This is a genomic window from Pyrococcus kukulkanii (genome assembly GCF_041647995.1).
Taxonomy (GTDB): domain Archaea; phylum Methanobacteriota_B; class Thermococci; order Thermococcales; family Thermococcaceae; genus Pyrococcus.
Genome location: NZ_JARRIB010000001.1, coordinates 433,935 through 450,222 on the forward strand (window position 1 = coordinate 433,935; position 16,288 = coordinate 450,222).

Sequence of the window (16,288 nt, forward strand, 5' to 3'; positions counted from 1 at the left end):
TTTAACCGTTTAGACAAAAATGATAATGGGATTGAAATGAGCGAGATAAGAAGGAGACTATGGAGGCTAGCATGGCCCGCAATAACTGGGAATATCAGCCAAACCCTTCTCAACCTAGTTGATACAATGATAGTCGGCCACGTTAGTGCAATTGCTCTCGGTGCCGTTGGCCTGGGGGGAACGGTTAGTTGGTTTATGTTTCCAATAATGATGGCCGTATCCACAGGAACCCTAGCGGTAGTTGCGAGGAGGGTTGGAGAAGGAAATTATGAAGAGGCATCGAAGGTCGCGGAACAGAGCATGTACATAGCGTTCATCCTAGGAATTCCCGTAATGCTTTTTGGGATATTCTTCGGGGATGACATACTCAGGATAATGGGTGCCAAAGGAGAAGTCCTCGAAATAGCATATGCCTACCTTAAAGTGCTCTTTCTGTTTTATCCAATTAGATTCGTTGGCTTTGCATTCTTTTCCTCTCTGAGGGGGGCCGGGGATACGAAAACGCCAATGCTACTAAATATATTGATGAATGTCATAAACGCCATCCTTGATTATCTCCTGGTGTTTGGAAAGCTAGGCTTCCCCAGGATGGGCCCAGTGGGAGCCGCCTGGGCATCAGGAATAGGAATCACGATCGCATTTCTCGTTGGCCTGTATCTATTTATAGCTCATAAGCTCGTTTTAAAGCCTGTACTGGAGTTGAGGATAAGGTGGGACATAGTAGAGAAGATCCTCAGAATAGGAACACCGACAATGCTGGAAAGAGGCCTTTTTAGCTTTTATAACTTCCTATATATGAGCATAGTTACTAGGTTCGGAAAGATAGCCCTTTCAGCTCACCAAATAGGATTAAGAGTGGAGAGCATAGCGTACATGCCAGCTTTTGGTTTCAGCATAGCAACATCTGCCCTAGTAGGACAGAGCTTGGGTGCGAAAAAACCCGAACAGGCTGAGAGGGTTGTTAAAGAAGCATTGGTTATGACAACAACCTTCATGAGCGTCATGGCCCTTATACTCACTGTATTCCCAAGGTACCTTGTCGTGCCATTCCTTTCAAGCTCAGATCCAAATTATGAAGTCGTTAAGAATCTCGCTTCGATATACCTGATAATAGTTGGGATAAGCGAAATTCCACTCGGGGTAACGTTCGTTCTAAGCGGTGCCCTAAGGGGAGCAGGAGACACTAAAAGCCCCCTCTATGTCACTGCAATCAGCAAGTTACTCTTCAGGATAATTCCATCCTACCTGCTAGGATTTGGATTCGAGATTCCAAGCTTTACTATTTGGAAGTTAACTTTCCCTGGATTTACCTTCAAGGGGTTAGGTGTAATAGCGGCATGGGTAGGGATGAGCCTTGAGACGTTTATAACCGCAGGGCTCTTCTGGCTAGTGTTCAGAAAAGGCAAGTGGAAGCACATTAAGATTTAGACTTCAGCTCCTTTATTATTTCGAAGAGCTCGTCAACATCCCTAACATCTTCTAACACCCTCTTAGGTATGACAGGAATCCTGCTTATGACTTCAGCCCGAGCATTCTCAAGAACGAACATGCCCTCGCTCTCTATGAACTCGGTTATCTGACTCACCAGCTTAGCTCTCTTCAGCGTCGCACTTGTCTTCTTCTCATCTATGCCAGTAAGCAACTTTATCTCCTCATCTTCCTCCTCTCCCACTGCATTAAATGGAGCTCTCTTGATCTTAATGACATCCATTCCAAGCTTGTGTAGCTCCTCAAATACTTCTTTCTCGAGCTTGCTCTCAGGTTTCGAGCCTAAGGATACATCCTCAAGCTTTGCCCTTAAGATATCTACTGGCTTAACCAAAGGCTCGTCAAAAATCTCCTCCAGCCTAAGGGCCACTTCAAGGCTTACGACAGCTTCACCTTTTTCGTACCTCTGCAAGCTCTTCCTTGAGACGCCAACATAAGTAGCGAGCTCCGCAAGGGTATATCCATGCTCCTCCCTAAGCTTTCTCAACTTTTCCCCATCAATCTTGACGTAAAAACCTCCTCTCTCGGCCATTATAAGAGGGGGCTCTCCCTCCGCGAACAGAGAGTAGAGGGTTCCTGGGGTTATCGCATAGATGCCGAACCTCTCGTATACAACTCCATCTTCAAGCTCTATATTCTTCGTCTTCAGGCCAACCAAGAGAGGAGACGCCCTGAAAAGCTTCGCAAGCTTTTTTAAATCCTCGGCCTGCTCCTCCGTGAATTTATCAATATTGGTGAGAGTTTTTATGAAAAGCAGGAGAAGACGCCTAGTAGCAACTAGATCAAAGCATCCTCCCCTAAATGTGAGCCTCGCGGTCTCAAATCCAATGCTCTTCAATATCTTCTCAACAACGTTCGCTAGCTCCATCAATTGAATGTTTGACAAAAAAGTTTATAAAGTTAGCATTTGCCGTTCCCTCACACTGCATCATTTTAGTGTGGGTCATCACGGCGATTCTAAGCATTCATGGCAGTAGCTCAATCCCGTTGCCGGGGGCTTCATTGTCCCACGTTGACGGAAACCCGAGCCCACCAATGCAATGACACACAACGAAACTAATAGAGGTTTCTGCCCCCAATAACCTCCCCCTATCAGCCCACCGGCTAGGAGTAGCCTCCCAGGCCCATGGGTAATCAGCCACTCCTCTATCCCTTCGGCGACTCTCTTGTCCTCTCAAGTAATGGTTGCTCTTATATTCCTGGACCCGAGCCAAAGAATACTCCAGGCTCTTGAGTATCTCCTCATCCACACATGTTATCTCCTAATTGGATTTGTTGGAATTTGAACTAATAGCGAATGTCAAGTAGTCCGTTGGAACTGTAATTTGATCCTCGGTCTTAATTACACTCCCTTCAACGATCCTTGTCTTGGCAAAATTCTACTTCTCTAACACTTTCGTCTCCAATTATCCTCTCAGGGCGGTTACATGTTCAACAAATTTAATAATTCCTTATTAGTCAGCCTTCTAATTCCACCCTTTGCATAGCTATGCTCCAGTGATCTCCTGCGGGTTACTATAACTTCCCTTGCACCAAAAAGCTGAGCCTGTTTAGTCATACCAACTGCCGCATACCCAGCTCCAACTACTATTTGTTCTCAAAGTCCGGAAGCTCGCTCTTGGGTAGGTATCCTATTCTTGCCATCTTTATCTTAGCAAGGGCGCCTAAGACATCCATAAGTCCTGAAAAATCATGCCCAGGAGTCTTAAGGATTCTTGACCTCCATGCACCAGTAGCTATCAGGATCACCTCGAACTCGTTCATGAGCTTCTCCAAGGAGATGAACTTTTCGGCCCATTCATCACCCAGCTCTTTTCTCGATTTCCTTAGCGCTTCCTTATGAATCTTATTGGAACCCCCACTCCAGAATTCCAAAGGCAACTGTTCCTCCCGGCTCTGCATATACGTGAACTTCAAAAGCCTTACGCGCTAAATTACAAGCCTCTAAAAGTCCAGCAGATCCTGCACCGATGATCGTGATCTTAAAAGGTTTAGTTTTCTCTCATCCCTAGGTACAGAACCTCACATTTGCTACCCTTGTCATCTCACATTGATACATCACCAACTTTAAAAACATCCAAAGTCGGTTTTTGAAAATATTTTAGACAAAGGAGCACTTTTGCCCAGCCAAAACGGAACACTTTAATAGGAGAAAGCATTAATGAATACGTATGAACGTCTTAATCACAGCATCATCAAGGGGAATAGGGTTTAACGTTGCAAGGGAGTTACTCAAAAGGGGACATTCCATCGTGATATCCTCCAGCAACATAGATAACCTGAAAAAAGCTTATGAAAAACTTAGAGATTTTGGAAATGTTGAATACTTTAAGGCGGACCTCCTCGTTAAAGAGGATCTGAAAAGACTCGTAAAAAATGCCTGGGAGGCCCTTGGGAGTATTGATGCCTTAATATGGAATGCCCCAAACGTTAGGTGCGAGCCCTGCATGGTTCATGAAGCTAGGTACATGGACTGGGCAGAAGCTTCCCTGCTTCATCTTGCCTCCCCAGGATATCTAACAACGCTTTTAGTTCAGGCATGGCTCGAGAAGAAAATGAAAGGGGTAATAATTTATCTAAGCTCGGCTTCAGTCTTAGAACCAATGCCGCCCCTCTTGCTGGCGGATTCTGCGAGAGCAGGACTGATACAGCTAGCCAAAGGAATATCAAGATCATATGGTGGGAGGGGGATAAGGGCGTACACGGTGTTGCTGGGAAGCTTTGACACCCCTGGGGCAAGGGAAAACTTAGCAAAACTTGCCGAAGAGAGGGGCATTGATCCAGAAGAATTCTGGAGAAGAGAGGTCGTTGAAAGAACACCCCTTAAGAGAACTGGAAGGTGGGAAGAGTTGGGTGCCCTAATTGACTTCCTTCTGAGCGAAAATGCCGAGTACATGCTCGGCTCAACGATAGTTTTTGACGGAGCAATGACGAGGGCGGTGAACCTGTGATGTGGGAGAAAATTTTAAGGCCAAAGTTCCTAGCTAAGAAAGTCAAGGAAGACCCAAACAAGTTCAAATCGATGGGATTTCACGTTATTGAAGTTGTTGGAGAGGGTTATGAGCTTGAAAGTCTCGTTGAATATTTCATATACTCCACGTTTGGGAAGTACGTGTATATAGTGGAGCACGAAGGCAGGAAATTCCTAGCTAGAGGGGACAAGAAGATAGGAGAAATTGAGTACCTCGTCAAAGACGAGAAAGGTCTTATGAGGCTCATCCTCAAGGAGGTTAAGAAGAGCACAAAGGCCGCACTGGTCGGGATAACACTAGGGTTTGCCATGGCGGTTGGAGGGTTAGTTGGCATGTGGAAGCCCGAATTCTCCTTTATTGGAGTTATGTTGGGTGGAGTTCTTGGCTCAGCAATAATGAAGATCTTCGAATACTACATCATTGGCTACTGTAAGACTTGACCTTTTCAACAACCCTTACATCCTCAATCCTCGTGTAGGGGTATTGGCCCCTCTCATCCTTCTCTACAGCCTTCACCATGTCCCATATCGTTAGTAGTGCCACTGTAGCACCGGTCAAAGCCTCCATCTCAACGCCAGTCTTGTAGTAAGCCCTAACCTCGCATGTTACCTCAATGTAATCTTCGCCGAACTCGAAGGTTATGTCAACCCCGGTGAGGGGGATTGGATGGCAGAGGGGGATTAGCTCTGGAGTCCTCTTTACGGCTAAAATTCCAGCTATCTGGGCTGCGGCGAGGACGTTCCCCTTTTCTATTTTCCCTTCCCTGATTAGCTTTACGGTTTCAGGCCTCAACCTTATCCTGCCCTTTGCTACTGCCCTTCTATAGACGACATCCTTGTGGCCTATCTCGACCATCTTTACACCTTTTTCATCGACGTGTGTTAGCCCCTTCATGTGCTGAAGATGGAAAAGGGGATAAATAAGTTTGATGACGAATTGAAGGGAAAGGAAAATGTACCTTAGCAAGCTCATAAGCGTTAACGAATTCAGGGGAATAAAAAGGCTTGCGAGAGAAATAGAGTTTCCAAAGATAACCGTTCTCATAGGGAGGAATAACTCAGGAAAAACAGCCCTACTCGAGGCCCTCTTTATATTGACATCCCATGATAAAAGGGATTTTCTTAAGCCCCGTCAATCTGCACTTTCCGAATTTTTCCCTGTCGGATATTCCAAGTTGATTTACTTCTACAGTGGAAAAGCCGAAATTTTAGGAATCATCAAGGATAAGGAAGTAAAAGTTAGTATATTCGAAGATAACCGAATAGAGCCACTATCCTTAGATAACCCACCCGAAACCCTTTATATAGATGCCCAGGGAATCCTACTCTCAGAATTGGGAAGATACCTTAGGGAAAAAGAGAATACCATAGTCAAGGAAGGGCTTCATGTCAAAGTAGCCAAAACGATAAGCAAGTGTGTTGACGAGGATTATACCGAGCTAGTTCTAAAGCAGGACGGTTGGTACGTGAGAAGAGAAGACGCTCGCTACGTTAGGGTTGAAGACCTTGGAAGTGGAGCAAAGAAAGCAATAAAAATAATGCTTGCCGCAGAGTTGCTAAAACCCAAACTCATCCTATGGGATGATTTCGAAGTTGGTATGCATCCCTCCCTAATCAGAAAAACATTAGAATGGCTTACCCAAGGAGACTGGCAGGCCGTTATCTCAACTCATAGTATAGATGTTCTCTATCATCTCGCGGATCTCAGTGAGGAGATTGAAGTTGACGGAAAGGTGCTCCTCTTGAGAAGAGAAAACGACGTTCTGTTACACAAAGAGATAACATTCGATGACCTAGAGACTCTAATTGATTCGAATGTGGATCCGAGATTGCTTGTAGCTCAACTAAAACTCTGAGCAGGGAGAAGCAATGAAAGTTATTACAACGGAAACAGGCAAAGAGAAAATAGTTGCGATTGCATTAACTGGAGACGGCAGGACTGAGCTAAAAGTTCTTGAGGCAATAGCGCAAAGATATAACGGAAAAGAAAGAGCAATGCTCTTCCCAAAATCGCCCCTGGGAGGTACCTCAAAGGGAACTAGCATTATTAAGACCGCTGAGTTAGTTGCTAAAATAACAGGGATTACCACAGTGCTCATCATGATAGACAGGGAACACGTCCAAGATATCGAAGGTCCTCTTAGAGAAACACTAAAAGACGCTGAAATAGGCCCAGGAAATCCCATTATTGCAAGATCGAAAAACATGACAATATTGGTTGTTATCCTGGGGAAGAAAAAAGCTATCGAAGAAAACTTAGCAGAGTTAATAAACCTTGAAGCTGGAAAGCAAGTTGTAGATCCAAAGCTCCCAGTTAAAGAACTGAAATCTCAAATAAAGTATATTCTAAAAACGGAATTCGGAAAGCCCAAAAGCATAAAGAAGTTTCTTGAAAGGTGCAAAATGGAGAACATAGAGAGGGCATTCGATGGATTAGCTAGAGCACTAAAGCTCCTCGAAGATTTTTAAACCCTTTCTTCTCACACATCACGTGCTCCTGCATATAGGTATTGACGATACAGATTCACCGAACGGGATGTGCACAACCTATCTTGGAGCGCTCCTCTATAGGGAGCTCTCGAGGTTAGGAGAGCCCTTAGATCTCCCCAGGCTTATCAGACTAAACCCTAACATTCCTTACAAGACGAGGGGAAATGGTGCCGTTGCCCTAACCTTCGAGATTGAAGAGGAGTACATTGAAGAAGCAAAAACTCTCGTAATAGCGAAGGTTAAAGAGCTCGCCGATTTTTCTCATGAAAACACAAATCCTGGGATAGCCTTCCTTAAAGGTAAAGTGCCCCAGGAACTAACAGAATTCTCGTTAAGAGCATTGAGGGAGCACGTTACAATAGAGGAAGCAGAAAAAGTAGCAAAAAAAATTGGAGCTGAAATAGTGAAGTTCAAGCTCGGCAGGGGAATAATTGGGGCCCTCGCAGCAATTGGCTACCCCCTTGAGAGATATACATATGAGCTCCTCGCATACAGGGACCCCAGAAACAGGGAGAAGGAAAGAAAAGTTGATAGGGATTCAGTATTCGAGATGGACAGAAGATTTTACCCGTTCACTTATGACAACGTCGATCCCTACAAGGGAACCGTGCTGATAACTCCCCACGGGAAGGATCCAGTTCTCGTTGGAATAAGGGGCATTGACGAAGGAAAGGTTCTGCAGGCCTTTGAAGAAGTGAAAATAGAGGAGAAAGTTGTGATGTTTCAGCTCTACAAGACAAACCAGAGTACCGACAACCACCTAGTCCCAAAGAAGATCAAAGATGTAAAGCTCTACGACAGCGTGATAATCCGAGGAAAAGTGGCAAGCAGGCACTGGGAAAAAGGAAGGCACGTGTTCTTCGAACTCGAGGATGAAACCGGGAAAATTAGAGTGGCAGCATTTGAGCCAACGAAGAAGTTCAGGAACTATGTAAGGAAGCTCCTCCCTGGGGACGAGATAATAGTTGCCGGGGGCGTTAAGGAGCATGAAGGAGTTTTAACTGTAAACCTCGAGAAGTTCTATCCCATAAGGCTTGTCCCGAGGATAGAGCTGAAGAAGCCCAAATGCCCCAAATGTGGAGGAACTATGAAAAGCAAAGGTAACTACCTTAAGTGCAAGCATTGTGGCTTTAAGATGCCCAAGATATTAATTCCCGTGGAAAAGCCGAGAGATTTAAAGAGAAAGATATATGAAGTTCCTCCAGATGCAAGGAAGCATCTCTCAAGACCTCTCGTGTTGCCCGGCGGGGAGGATAGCATTTTAACTGTTCTCTGATCAAAAACCTTTTATCGAATTCTCCCCACTTCTGGCCGATGGCTAAATTAAGGAGATTCATCAACATCTCAGATGACATATTCGTAATAAGGAACCTAATAGGAGCGATCCTTCAAGGTGTTGGATTAGCGTATTTAGTGCCTGTCCTTATCGTGTGGTTTTATCCAGATGAGATAAAGCTCTCGGTGTACTTTGCAATCCCTGGGGTTGCGTGTATACTCCTGGGATACTACCTCTCCCGCCACATAGAGCAAGTTGAAGACGTAAACTTGAGGCAGGCCATGATGGCTTCAGCCTTCATCTGGCTATTTGCTTCATTTGTAAGTGTCGTTCCTTTTATGGCCATAGCGAAGATGAGTTTCATAGATTCCTACTTCGAAACCATGAGCGCTTGGACGGGTACGGGGCTAACAATGATGAGCCACCTTGAAAGTTACCCAAAGATCTTACTCTTCTGGAGAGCGTGGATGCAGTGGTTAGGAGGAATAGGAATAGTCTTGGTTGCCCTGACGGTTCTAATAAGACCCGGAGTCGCTGCCGCAAGGCTTTATAGGGCAGAGGCAAGGAGTGAGAGGATTTTGCCGAACTTCGTCAACACTGCTAAGATAATCGTGCAGATTTACATGTTGCTAACTATTCTGGGGATCTACCTGTATTATATAAATGGGATGAGCCTATTCGATGCCGTAATACACTCAATGACGGGCCTTGGAACAGGTGGTATGAGTAGCCACGACCTAAGCATAGGATACTTCCACTCCCTAGCCATAGAAACAATCACAGTTTTCCTAATGATCTTGGGCGCTACGAATTTTACTGTCCACTACAGGATGTTCGTTAACAGATCCCTGAAAGAGTTCTTTAGGGACATTCAGGTTAAGACGATGATAATATTCCTCGCACTAATAATTCCCCTGATGACACTCTCACTGGTCAGGTTTGGCCATGCTGGACCTATAAGGGCTTTAAGGGAGTCAATATTTCATGCTGTCTCAGCAATTACTTGTACGGGATTTAGTATTTCAGATCTATCCAAGTACCCGGAGACCGACAAAGTCCTGCTGTCACTTTTAATGGTCATGGGGGGAAGCGCCGGAAGTACGTCGGGAGGAATAAAGCTGATAAGGATAGCCCTAACATTTGAGAGCCTTAAGTGGACAATAGAACAAGCGATATTGCCAAAAGGTGCCATAATAAGAAAGAAAGTTGCAAACTATGAATTTTCAGAGGAGGAAATTCAGGAGGTTCTTGGCTTTACAATGACATATTTTGCGTTCTTACTTACAGGGGCCATGTACATGATGCTCAGACTTGGTGCTAAGTTTGCCGATGCTTTGTTCGAGAGCGCCTCAGCGATAGGAAACGTTGGATTGAGTGTTGGGATAACATCACCAGGACTCCCCCCTGATGTGAAAATCGTGCTAACACTTTTAATGTGGATAGGAAGGCTTGAGATATTCCCAACCTTAGTGTTCCTGGTAGGTGTTGCGATGATGCTTCCCAGGAGGGCGGAGAAGTGAACATCATTGAAGTGGAAAATGTGAGCTTTAGATATCGAGGCTCTCCAAAATATTCCCTACGGGATATAACACTCTCGATAAAAGATGGAGAATTCATTGGAATCATTGGGAGTAGTGGGAGTGGAAAATCAACGTTTTGTTTAACTTTAAATGGTATAATTCCTCATTCAATCCAGGGAGAATTCGAGGGAAATGTTATTGTCGACGGAATGAATACTCGGGAGCATTCAGTTGCAGAATTATCGACAAAGGTAGGCTTGGTTTTCCAGAATCCTGATTCCCAGATATTCAACATGACAGTTCTTGAAGAGGTGGCTTTCGCCTTGGAAAATCTTGGAATTGAGAGGGAAGAAATGTGGAGAAGAATAAGGTGGGCTCTTAAGCTCGTTGGGTTATGGAACAAAAGGGAAGAGTTTCCCCCAAATCTAAGTGGTGGGGAAAAGCAGAGACTTGCGATTGCAAGTGTTTTGGTGATGAAACCTAGGGTTCTAGTTCTTGATGAACCTACTTCGCAACTCGACCCAGGGGGAAAAAGAAGTGTGTTAAGCCTAGTTAATTTACTCAATAAAGAAGAGAAAATGACGATAGTGCTCGTTGAGCACAATCCAGAGTTCTTACTAGAGAATGCGGACAGAATATTCGTGTTTGAGAAAGGTATGGTGGTAATGGAAGGTAAACCCGAAGAGATCTTTGAGGACGTTGAGGCTCTTGAGAGGATTGGCGTTAGAGTGCCCAGTCGGGTTAAAATAGGGTATGAACTTAAGAAGAGAGGGCTTAGCGATAAGGCTGTACTTAAAATAAACGAAATCAGGAGGATCCTGTATGAAAGTCCCCTGGAGAGGACTGAGTAAAATCATGGGAATATATCTCGTGGCAGTGCTAGTGACAATAATAATCGCCGGAGCTGCCGGAGCAAAGTTAGCAAAAAATTACGCTAGCGAGGCCCTCGGCTATATCAAGGCAACAAATCCAGAATTCTACAATACCCTCAAAGAAAACGCTACCAAAATGGGGATCTCTGTTGAAGAGTATTATTATAGGCTTGTCCTTTCCAGAGTCTCAAAAAGCGATAACGTGCTGTCAATTGGAATAGGAATGTTAAAGAAGAGCAGAGAGTACCTCCATAACACTCCAAACCTGAACATAGGAGAAGCAGTCAAGGTCACGATCATTATAATCAGCATTTCCCTAATTCTAATTGTCCTCTCAGGCGTTTATATTGGGCTTAAATTTAGGGGGAGTAAGAGCATTGATATTATTTCGAGATTTTTCGTTGGCATTCCTTCCTGGTGGCTTGGAACGATTTTTATAATAATCCTGGCAGTGAAATTGGATTTAATTCCACTCGGAAATGCGAAAATATCTCCTTCATACTATATTTTTGCAACTCTAGTCCTAGTATTTATCCACACTTGGGAAATTGCCAGCTACGTATCCCACGAATCTATAAAGGAATTAAAGCAGCCCTACATAAATGCCGAAAAGGCTAAGGGGGTACCAGAGAATATCATCTTATGGAGGCACATCCTTAAGAATATATCAATAGCACTCTCCTCTATTACCTTCCAGAAATTTTCAGATATCTTTATCGATTTCATAGCAGTAGACGTTCTTTTTGGGTTGGGAGGTTTAGGTTCTCTTTTAAAGCGGAGTTTTATCCGAGAGATAGATCCTCCCTATGGGATTGTCGTCCAGTTTAATTACCATCTATTTTTCGTAGTCACGTTTATCATGATCCTCCTCTTCATGGCGTTCTCCATGGGGATAGAGGTGATAAAAGGAATCCTGGACCCCAGGGTGAGCACCAATGAAAGGTAAAATTGGCATGATCCTAATACTGTGCTTTGTTATCTTCGCACTCTTAGCTAACTTTACTGTAAGCAGAGAAGACTTAGACAATTGGAATAATGCGAATTATTGGGTTAATAATCCAAAATTAGCTTATCCAACATGGCTATGCCCTCTCTACAAGAAGACGCCCACTATCGAAGCTGAAGTTTTCAATGGAACATTCGTTTACGAGCACAAGTTTAGGGATCGGCCGAATGATATCCTGTTTTACATTCACGATGGAACAAAGATCGTCGAGATAAAGGTAATAAGGCCCGACGGAAGGATTGTGATATTCAAAGGAAAAGCTAGGAACAACGTTATTTCTCTAAATTCGGACATGAGGGAAGCAATAATCTCCCAACTCCATATACCTATGGAGAAGGCCATGCTAAAGACATCAACTTTCTTACTATTCTCTAAGATCCCAGACCTGGACGTGCTGAATGGGAGGTACATCTTCATAGTGAGCGGTGCTGAAAAAGTTAAAGTTCTGGGAAATTGTTACGGATTCCTAGGGACGGATAGATTTGGCAGAGATATGTGGGTGGGGTTCATCCTCGGGATGAATAACACGTGGATCCTTACGGCTTTAGTTGTTGGGTTGACCCTCCTCCTGGGGATTACCGTTGGAATAGCCTCAATGTACTCAGAAATAATAAACTGGATGTTAGAGGTGTTGACGGCCTTACCTGTCTTTCCTTTTCTCCTTATCCTCACGTGGCTGATTGCAACCCAAGGAGTCGGATATAATGTTCGTGTATCCCCTCTAGAGTTTTCCATGATATTTTCGTTGCTCACATTTGGAAAATTCGCCAAGACAGTCAGGATGATCTCTCTGAAAGAGAGAGCAATGGAGTACGTGAGGGTCAGCATAGCAATTGGCGGGGGAGAGACGTGGGTACTTAAAAAGCATATTATGCCCAAGATTTTAGAATTTTCTATAAGACACGTGACGTTTCTAGTTCCTCGAACGATAGCCCTGATCTCAATATTTGGGTTCTTTGGTCTTTCTCCTGGGATAAACTGGGGAACCTATATAATTGAGGCCATGAACGAGGGAGCCCTTTATGGGGGCTACTGGTGGTGGATAATAGCCCCAATAATTGCAATGGGAGTAATTAGTCTAGGATTCGCAATGCTATCGGAAGAATTGCCGAAATCATAGGGCCTAATCCCCAGAGTTACGTACACCGCTTAGTGATAACATGAACGTGTTTTTTCAAGCACGAGGGAGCTATATGAAAAGTACAGACCAACCCCCTCGTTAAGCTAAGCTTGATTAGGTGTCTTTCGTCAAGCTAAAGTCCTTTTAACTTTAGCAGGAGCATAAAGGACAGAGCAGTTTATAGCATGATAATGGAGGCCTTTAAGGAGGAGAACTTCAACGGTACGAGGAAGCACTATGAGGCTACCTCTGGAAATGTTGGCATAGCAATGACCGATTTGTCTTTGGTATTTGGCCTTGAATTCGGATCGTACATACAAAAAAGTGAGCTGGGCGGAACCTCGAGACATATAGCGGGAATAGCAAAGTACCTGAAGGAAAAGTATGGAACCATAATCATTGGTGTTGTCCCAGCCCAAGGGAGCACTATTCCTGGGACAAAAAGACTTGAAACGAAACCAAAGTGGTTCTTCAAGGTTAAAGTCGATGAAGTAGTTGAAATTACAGAAGAGGAAGCATTTAAAGGAGTTGTCAAGATCGCACGGAGTGATGGCCTACTAATAGGCAATGAGCTAAGGAGCAGTTGTTGCGACTTATGAAAAAGTAAAGCCTAAAGGAACAACGATTCTAATATTCACGGTTCTAATATTCCCCGACGACGGCTTCAAGTACGTTGAGATATTTGAGAGGCTTCCAGCAAAAGCTCAAGGTAAGATCTCCTCTCGAACCTCTCAACCCCAAGCTCCTTAAGTATATTCTCCAACCTTTCAACGGCTCCCGGAATCTCATCTTTTTCCTTTACTAAGGTTTCAATCTCAATGAACTTACCGAGCCCTTCAACCTCGTCTAAGGTTATTGTAACGCCCTTATCAACGTAGTACTTCTCCCTGGTTTTTACTACTGTAAGAATTTCCTTAAAGCCGAGGGCCTCTAAAAGCTGAGAGTACTTATCAACGTCCTCAATTTCAACTTCAATTTCAAGCCTTGTCTTGGATCTTGGATCTATCTTCGGCCCCTTGTAAGTTAAAAATGCCTCAAAATGTCCATTAAACCTTTTTATCCTAATCCTCAAGGCTTCATCAGTCTTTGAAAAGTCCCTGCAGGGGTGCTGATAGTAGATATCCTCGTGGATTTCCTTGCGCATGAACTCAAACTTTTCCCTTACCCTCTCAAATATCTCGTCGGTTGCATACCCCTTAAGTTCCACTTCGTACATGGCCCCTCCCTATCCTCTCTTCCAACTTCCTTAAACAGCTTTCGCAGTACATCCATGATTTCATATCGGTATCTATAATTGAGTTTGAGAAGTGCATAACGCACTTCGGATTTGGACAGTGCTCTAAGCCAAAGACATGACCAAGTTCATGCATAGCCTCTTTCAAAGACCTCTCCTTGAGGAGCTTTCTGTCCGGAGGCTCACCATAAAACTCCGGATACAGCCTGTACAGTGATATCAGGGCAGCCCCAAACCCAGGATGGGCTATTCCAAATATAAAGTTCAAACCAGGCTCATACAGATCAACATTAACAACTCCAAGAACCGCTAAAGCTCTAAAATCCCTCTTCACAAGGGAGAGAGCGGGGAGAAAAGCCCTACCTAAGAACTGACCCCTGTACATATCAAAAGCATGGGAGAATGCATCTAGAGATAGGCCACCAATAACCCTAACTTCTATACCGTACCTTGCATAGAATGCCGAAAGATTTGTTTGAAGAAAGGAAAGAACGTCCCCAGGAACTTCCCCAATGGGGACTATGACTATCATTCCCATCACGGCGTGAAGTCCATTGGTTTGAGCTCTTCAAGTAGGGCCTTTGCGAGCTTTATCGTGTTATCAACGTCCCTTGCATCGGCGAGCTCAACCTGGGAGTGCATGTACCTTATTGGAATGCTTAAAACTGCTGTGGCCACGCCCTCCCTGTTTATCTGCATTACGTTTGCATCCGTTCCAGTTGGCCTCGGAGATGGCTCAACTTGGAGTGGGATATTATACTTCTTAGCAACTTCATCGGCAAATGCCCTTAGCTTCGGGTTTATGTTAGGACCAACGTCCATAACTGGCCCCTTGCCGAGCTCTGGGACTATCTTACCCTTGTCATGAGGTTGCTTTGCAAATGTAACGTCCATTGCTATTCCCACATCGGGATCAATTGCAAAGCTTGCAACCCTTGCTCCCCTAAGGCCAACTTCCTCTTGGACTGAGGCAACTATGTATATGTCTGCCTCGTGATCGCTAAGTTGCCTAGCAGCTTCTATCATCGCGTAGAGGCATATCCTGTCGTCAAGGTATGGAGTTGCGAACCTGTGCTCGCTGAGCCTCGTGAAGTTTGGAGCGAATTCTCCAACCGTCCCAATCCTAAAGCCCATCTCCTCTGCTTCTTCCTTGCTCGACGCTCCAACATCAACGACTATCTGATCCCAATCAATCTTTCCACCTTTGTCCTGCTGGCCTCTTCTCAAGTGGGGTGGGAGAACTCCAACGACTCCATATCTCTCTCCCTTGTCAGTGAAGAACCTGATCCTCTGAGCAATTAAGGTTTCTGGAAGGACGCCACCTATCGGAACGACGTGCAGGTAACCGTCTTTATCAATATGATTAACCATCAATCCGATCTTGTCCATGTGCGCGGCTACCATAATCCTGGGCGAAGAACCTTTGAAGTGGGCTATAACGTTTCCCAATTTATCTACTCTGACTTCATCAGCCACTTCCTTGAGGAGATCAAGGACAAGATCCCTTATTCCAAGGTGTTCATATCCAGAAACTCCAGGAGCTTCGATTACCTGTTGCATGAGTTCCCAATCAACCATCTCCTTCACCTCCTTAAAATCTGTATCTAAGTGTGCTCAAGGATATTTAAACAATTCGGGATAGCGGACAAAAGTATTAAAACTCTTCATTCATAGATTTCTGGGGGGTTGAGTATGGATTACTACCGTAGGCATCCTTATCATCAGAGCATTCGCAAAAAGAAGAACGTTGAATATGAAGAATATGCGTACGTATTAGATTACCTCCCGAACGGTTATCCCGATCTAAGAACAGGCCACTACCTTGGGAAGCCCGTTGCTCAGGTAATAGGAGAGAAAGCCTTCACCTTGCTCGAGGTGACTCCGAAGGAGGATCTAATGCTGTACGAGAGAGTCTTTATTGGAAAGGGGAACAGAGACAAGATAGCTATGATAAATAAGAAGTTAAGCTATGAAGAGTTAACGGATACAGCAAAGGCCGAGTTATCATATGTAATTGAGGAGATCGTCAAGAACAATGAGGAGAGGTTCATAAAATTCTTTAACGTTGCTCCCCCAATAACAAACAGATTACACAGTCTCGAGCTACTCCCAGGAATTGGAAAAAAGCATATGTGGGACATCATTGAGGAGAGAGAGAAGAAACCCTTTGAGAGCTTTGAAGACTTGAAGAAGAGGGTCAAAGGTTTACCCGATCCTGTAAAGATGATAGCAAAGAGAATACTTGAAGAACTACAAGGGAAAGATAAATACAGGATATTCGTTGGCCAGCACAGAATATTTAGGGATTAAA

18 protein-coding genes are annotated in these 16,288 nt (G+C 44.3%); 12 read left to right on the forward strand and 6 right to left on the reverse strand.

Translation table 11 applies throughout. The features are described 5' to 3' along the window. Positions 1-36 precede the first annotated feature (36 nt). On the forward strand, positions 37-1,428 hold the full coding sequence (locus P8X24_RS02665) for an MATE family efflux transporter (protein ID WP_372913933.1): 1,392 nt from the start codon (positions 37-39) through the stop codon (positions 1,426-1,428). On the opposite strand, the gene P8X24_RS02670 is transcribed toward P8X24_RS02665, so the two are convergent. Continuing rightward, positions 1,418-2,356 (reverse strand): transcriptional regulator, encoded by a 939-nt coding sequence (locus tag P8X24_RS02670; RefSeq protein ID WP_372913934.1) that lies wholly within the window; start codon positions 2,354-2,356, stop codon positions 1,418-1,420. The two genes, P8X24_RS02665 and P8X24_RS02670, sit on opposite strands and share 11 nt — an antisense overlap. Before the next feature lie 719 nt (positions 2,357-3,075). Next, on the reverse strand, positions 3,076-3,390 hold the full coding sequence (locus P8X24_RS02675; protein WP_372913935.1) for a hypothetical protein: 315 nt from the start codon (positions 3,388-3,390) through the stop codon (positions 3,076-3,078). 269 nt (positions 3,391-3,659) lie between these two features. Between P8X24_RS02675 and P8X24_RS02680 the strand changes: the two genes are divergently transcribed. Together P8X24_RS02680 and P8X24_RS02685 are read left to right on the forward strand one after the other, a co-directional pair. Continuing rightward, positions 3,660-4,439 (forward strand): SDR family oxidoreductase, encoded by a 780-nt coding sequence (locus P8X24_RS02680; protein WP_372913936.1) that lies wholly within the window; start codon positions 3,660-3,662, stop codon positions 4,437-4,439. Beyond that, the gene (locus tag P8X24_RS02685; protein ID WP_372913937.1) at positions 4,436-4,900 is read left to right on the forward strand and encodes a hypothetical protein; all 465 of its coding nucleotides are present in this window, start codon (positions 4,436-4,438) and stop codon (positions 4,898-4,900) included. The genes P8X24_RS02680 and P8X24_RS02685 overlap by 4 nt, the downstream gene beginning before the upstream one ends. On the opposite strand, the gene moaC is transcribed toward P8X24_RS02685, so the two are convergent. After that, complete coding sequence (gene moaC / locus P8X24_RS02690) at positions 4,878-5,354, reverse strand: cyclic pyranopterin monophosphate synthase MoaC (RefSeq protein WP_372913938.1); 477 nt, start codon at positions 5,352-5,354, stop codon at positions 4,878-4,880. The genes P8X24_RS02685 and moaC overlap by 23 nt on opposite strands. A 58-nt stretch (positions 5,355-5,412) precedes the next feature. Between moaC and P8X24_RS02695 the strand changes: the two genes are divergently transcribed. From P8X24_RS02695 to P8X24_RS02730, 8 genes are all read left to right on the forward strand, one after another. Beyond that, positions 5,413-6,315 carry an ATP-dependent nuclease gene (locus P8X24_RS02695; protein ID WP_372913939.1) on the forward strand — a complete coding sequence of 301 codons (903 nt, stop codon included), beginning with the start codon at positions 5,413-5,415 and terminating at the stop codon, positions 6,313-6,315. Between the two features lie 13 nt (positions 6,316-6,328). Then, complete coding sequence (locus P8X24_RS02700; protein ID WP_372913940.1) at positions 6,329-6,928, forward strand: hypothetical protein; 600 nt, start codon at positions 6,329-6,331, stop codon at positions 6,926-6,928. Between the two features lie 22 nt (positions 6,929-6,950). Next, a complete protein-coding gene (tiaS, locus tag P8X24_RS02705) occupies positions 6,951-8,225 on the forward strand; it encodes a tRNA(Ile2) 2-agmatinylcytidine synthetase TiaS (protein ID WP_372913941.1) in 1,275 nt (424 codons plus the stop codon). A gap of 38 nt (positions 8,226-8,263) precedes the next feature. Beyond that, entirely contained in the window at positions 8,264-9,745 is a 1,482-nt protein-coding gene (locus tag P8X24_RS02710; RefSeq protein ID WP_372913942.1) for a TrkH family potassium uptake protein, read from the forward strand. Beyond that, positions 9,742-10,596: an energy-coupling factor ABC transporter ATP-binding protein gene (locus P8X24_RS02715; RefSeq protein WP_372913943.1), complete on the forward strand. Its 855-nt coding sequence runs from the start codon at positions 9,742-9,744 to the stop codon at positions 10,594-10,596. Before P8X24_RS02710 ends, P8X24_RS02715 begins: the two co-directional genes overlap by 4 nt. Beyond that, on the forward strand, positions 10,568-11,563 hold the full coding sequence (locus P8X24_RS02720; protein WP_372913944.1) for an ABC transporter permease subunit: 996 nt from the start codon (positions 10,568-10,570) through the stop codon (positions 11,561-11,563). The genes P8X24_RS02715 and P8X24_RS02720 overlap by 29 nt, the downstream gene beginning before the upstream one ends. Next, on the forward strand, positions 11,553-12,743 hold the full coding sequence (locus tag P8X24_RS02725) for an ABC transporter permease (RefSeq protein WP_372913945.1): 1,191 nt from the start codon (positions 11,553-11,555) through the stop codon (positions 12,741-12,743). Before P8X24_RS02720 ends, P8X24_RS02725 begins: the two co-directional genes overlap by 11 nt. A gap of 191 nt (positions 12,744-12,934) precedes the next feature. After that, the gene (locus P8X24_RS02730; RefSeq protein WP_372913946.1) at positions 12,935-13,342 is read left to right on the forward strand and encodes a hypothetical protein; all 408 of its coding nucleotides are present in this window, start codon (positions 12,935-12,937) and stop codon (positions 13,340-13,342) included. 65 nt (positions 13,343-13,407) lie between these two features. On the opposite strand, the gene cyaB is transcribed toward P8X24_RS02730, so the two are convergent. Genes cyaB through P8X24_RS02745 form a run of 3 tightly spaced genes read right to left on the reverse strand, consistent with a single transcriptional unit; the run spans position 13,408 to position 15,555 of the window. Then, positions 13,408-13,959 carry a class IV adenylate cyclase gene (cyaB, locus tag P8X24_RS02735; protein WP_372913947.1) on the reverse strand — a complete coding sequence of 184 codons (552 nt, stop codon included), beginning with the start codon at positions 13,957-13,959 and terminating at the stop codon, positions 13,408-13,410. Beyond that, positions 13,940-14,509 (reverse strand): archaemetzincin family Zn-dependent metalloprotease, encoded by a 570-nt coding sequence (locus tag P8X24_RS02740; protein ID WP_372913948.1) that lies wholly within the window; start codon positions 14,507-14,509, stop codon positions 13,940-13,942. The genes cyaB and P8X24_RS02740 overlap by 20 nt, the downstream gene beginning before the upstream one ends. A 5-nt stretch (positions 14,510-14,514) precedes the next feature. Then, positions 14,515-15,555, reverse strand: coding sequence for a lysyl aminopeptidase (locus P8X24_RS02745; RefSeq protein ID WP_372913949.1), 1,041 nt, complete (start codon positions 15,553-15,555; stop codon positions 14,515-14,517). 114 nt (positions 15,556-15,669) lie between these two features. On the opposite strand from P8X24_RS02745, the gene P8X24_RS02750 reads away from it, so the two are divergent. Continuing rightward, positions 15,670-16,287 carry a DUF655 domain-containing protein gene (locus P8X24_RS02750; protein WP_372913950.1) on the forward strand — a complete coding sequence of 206 codons (618 nt, stop codon included), beginning with the start codon at positions 15,670-15,672 and terminating at the stop codon, positions 16,285-16,287. Position 16,288: the final 1 nt, after the last annotated feature.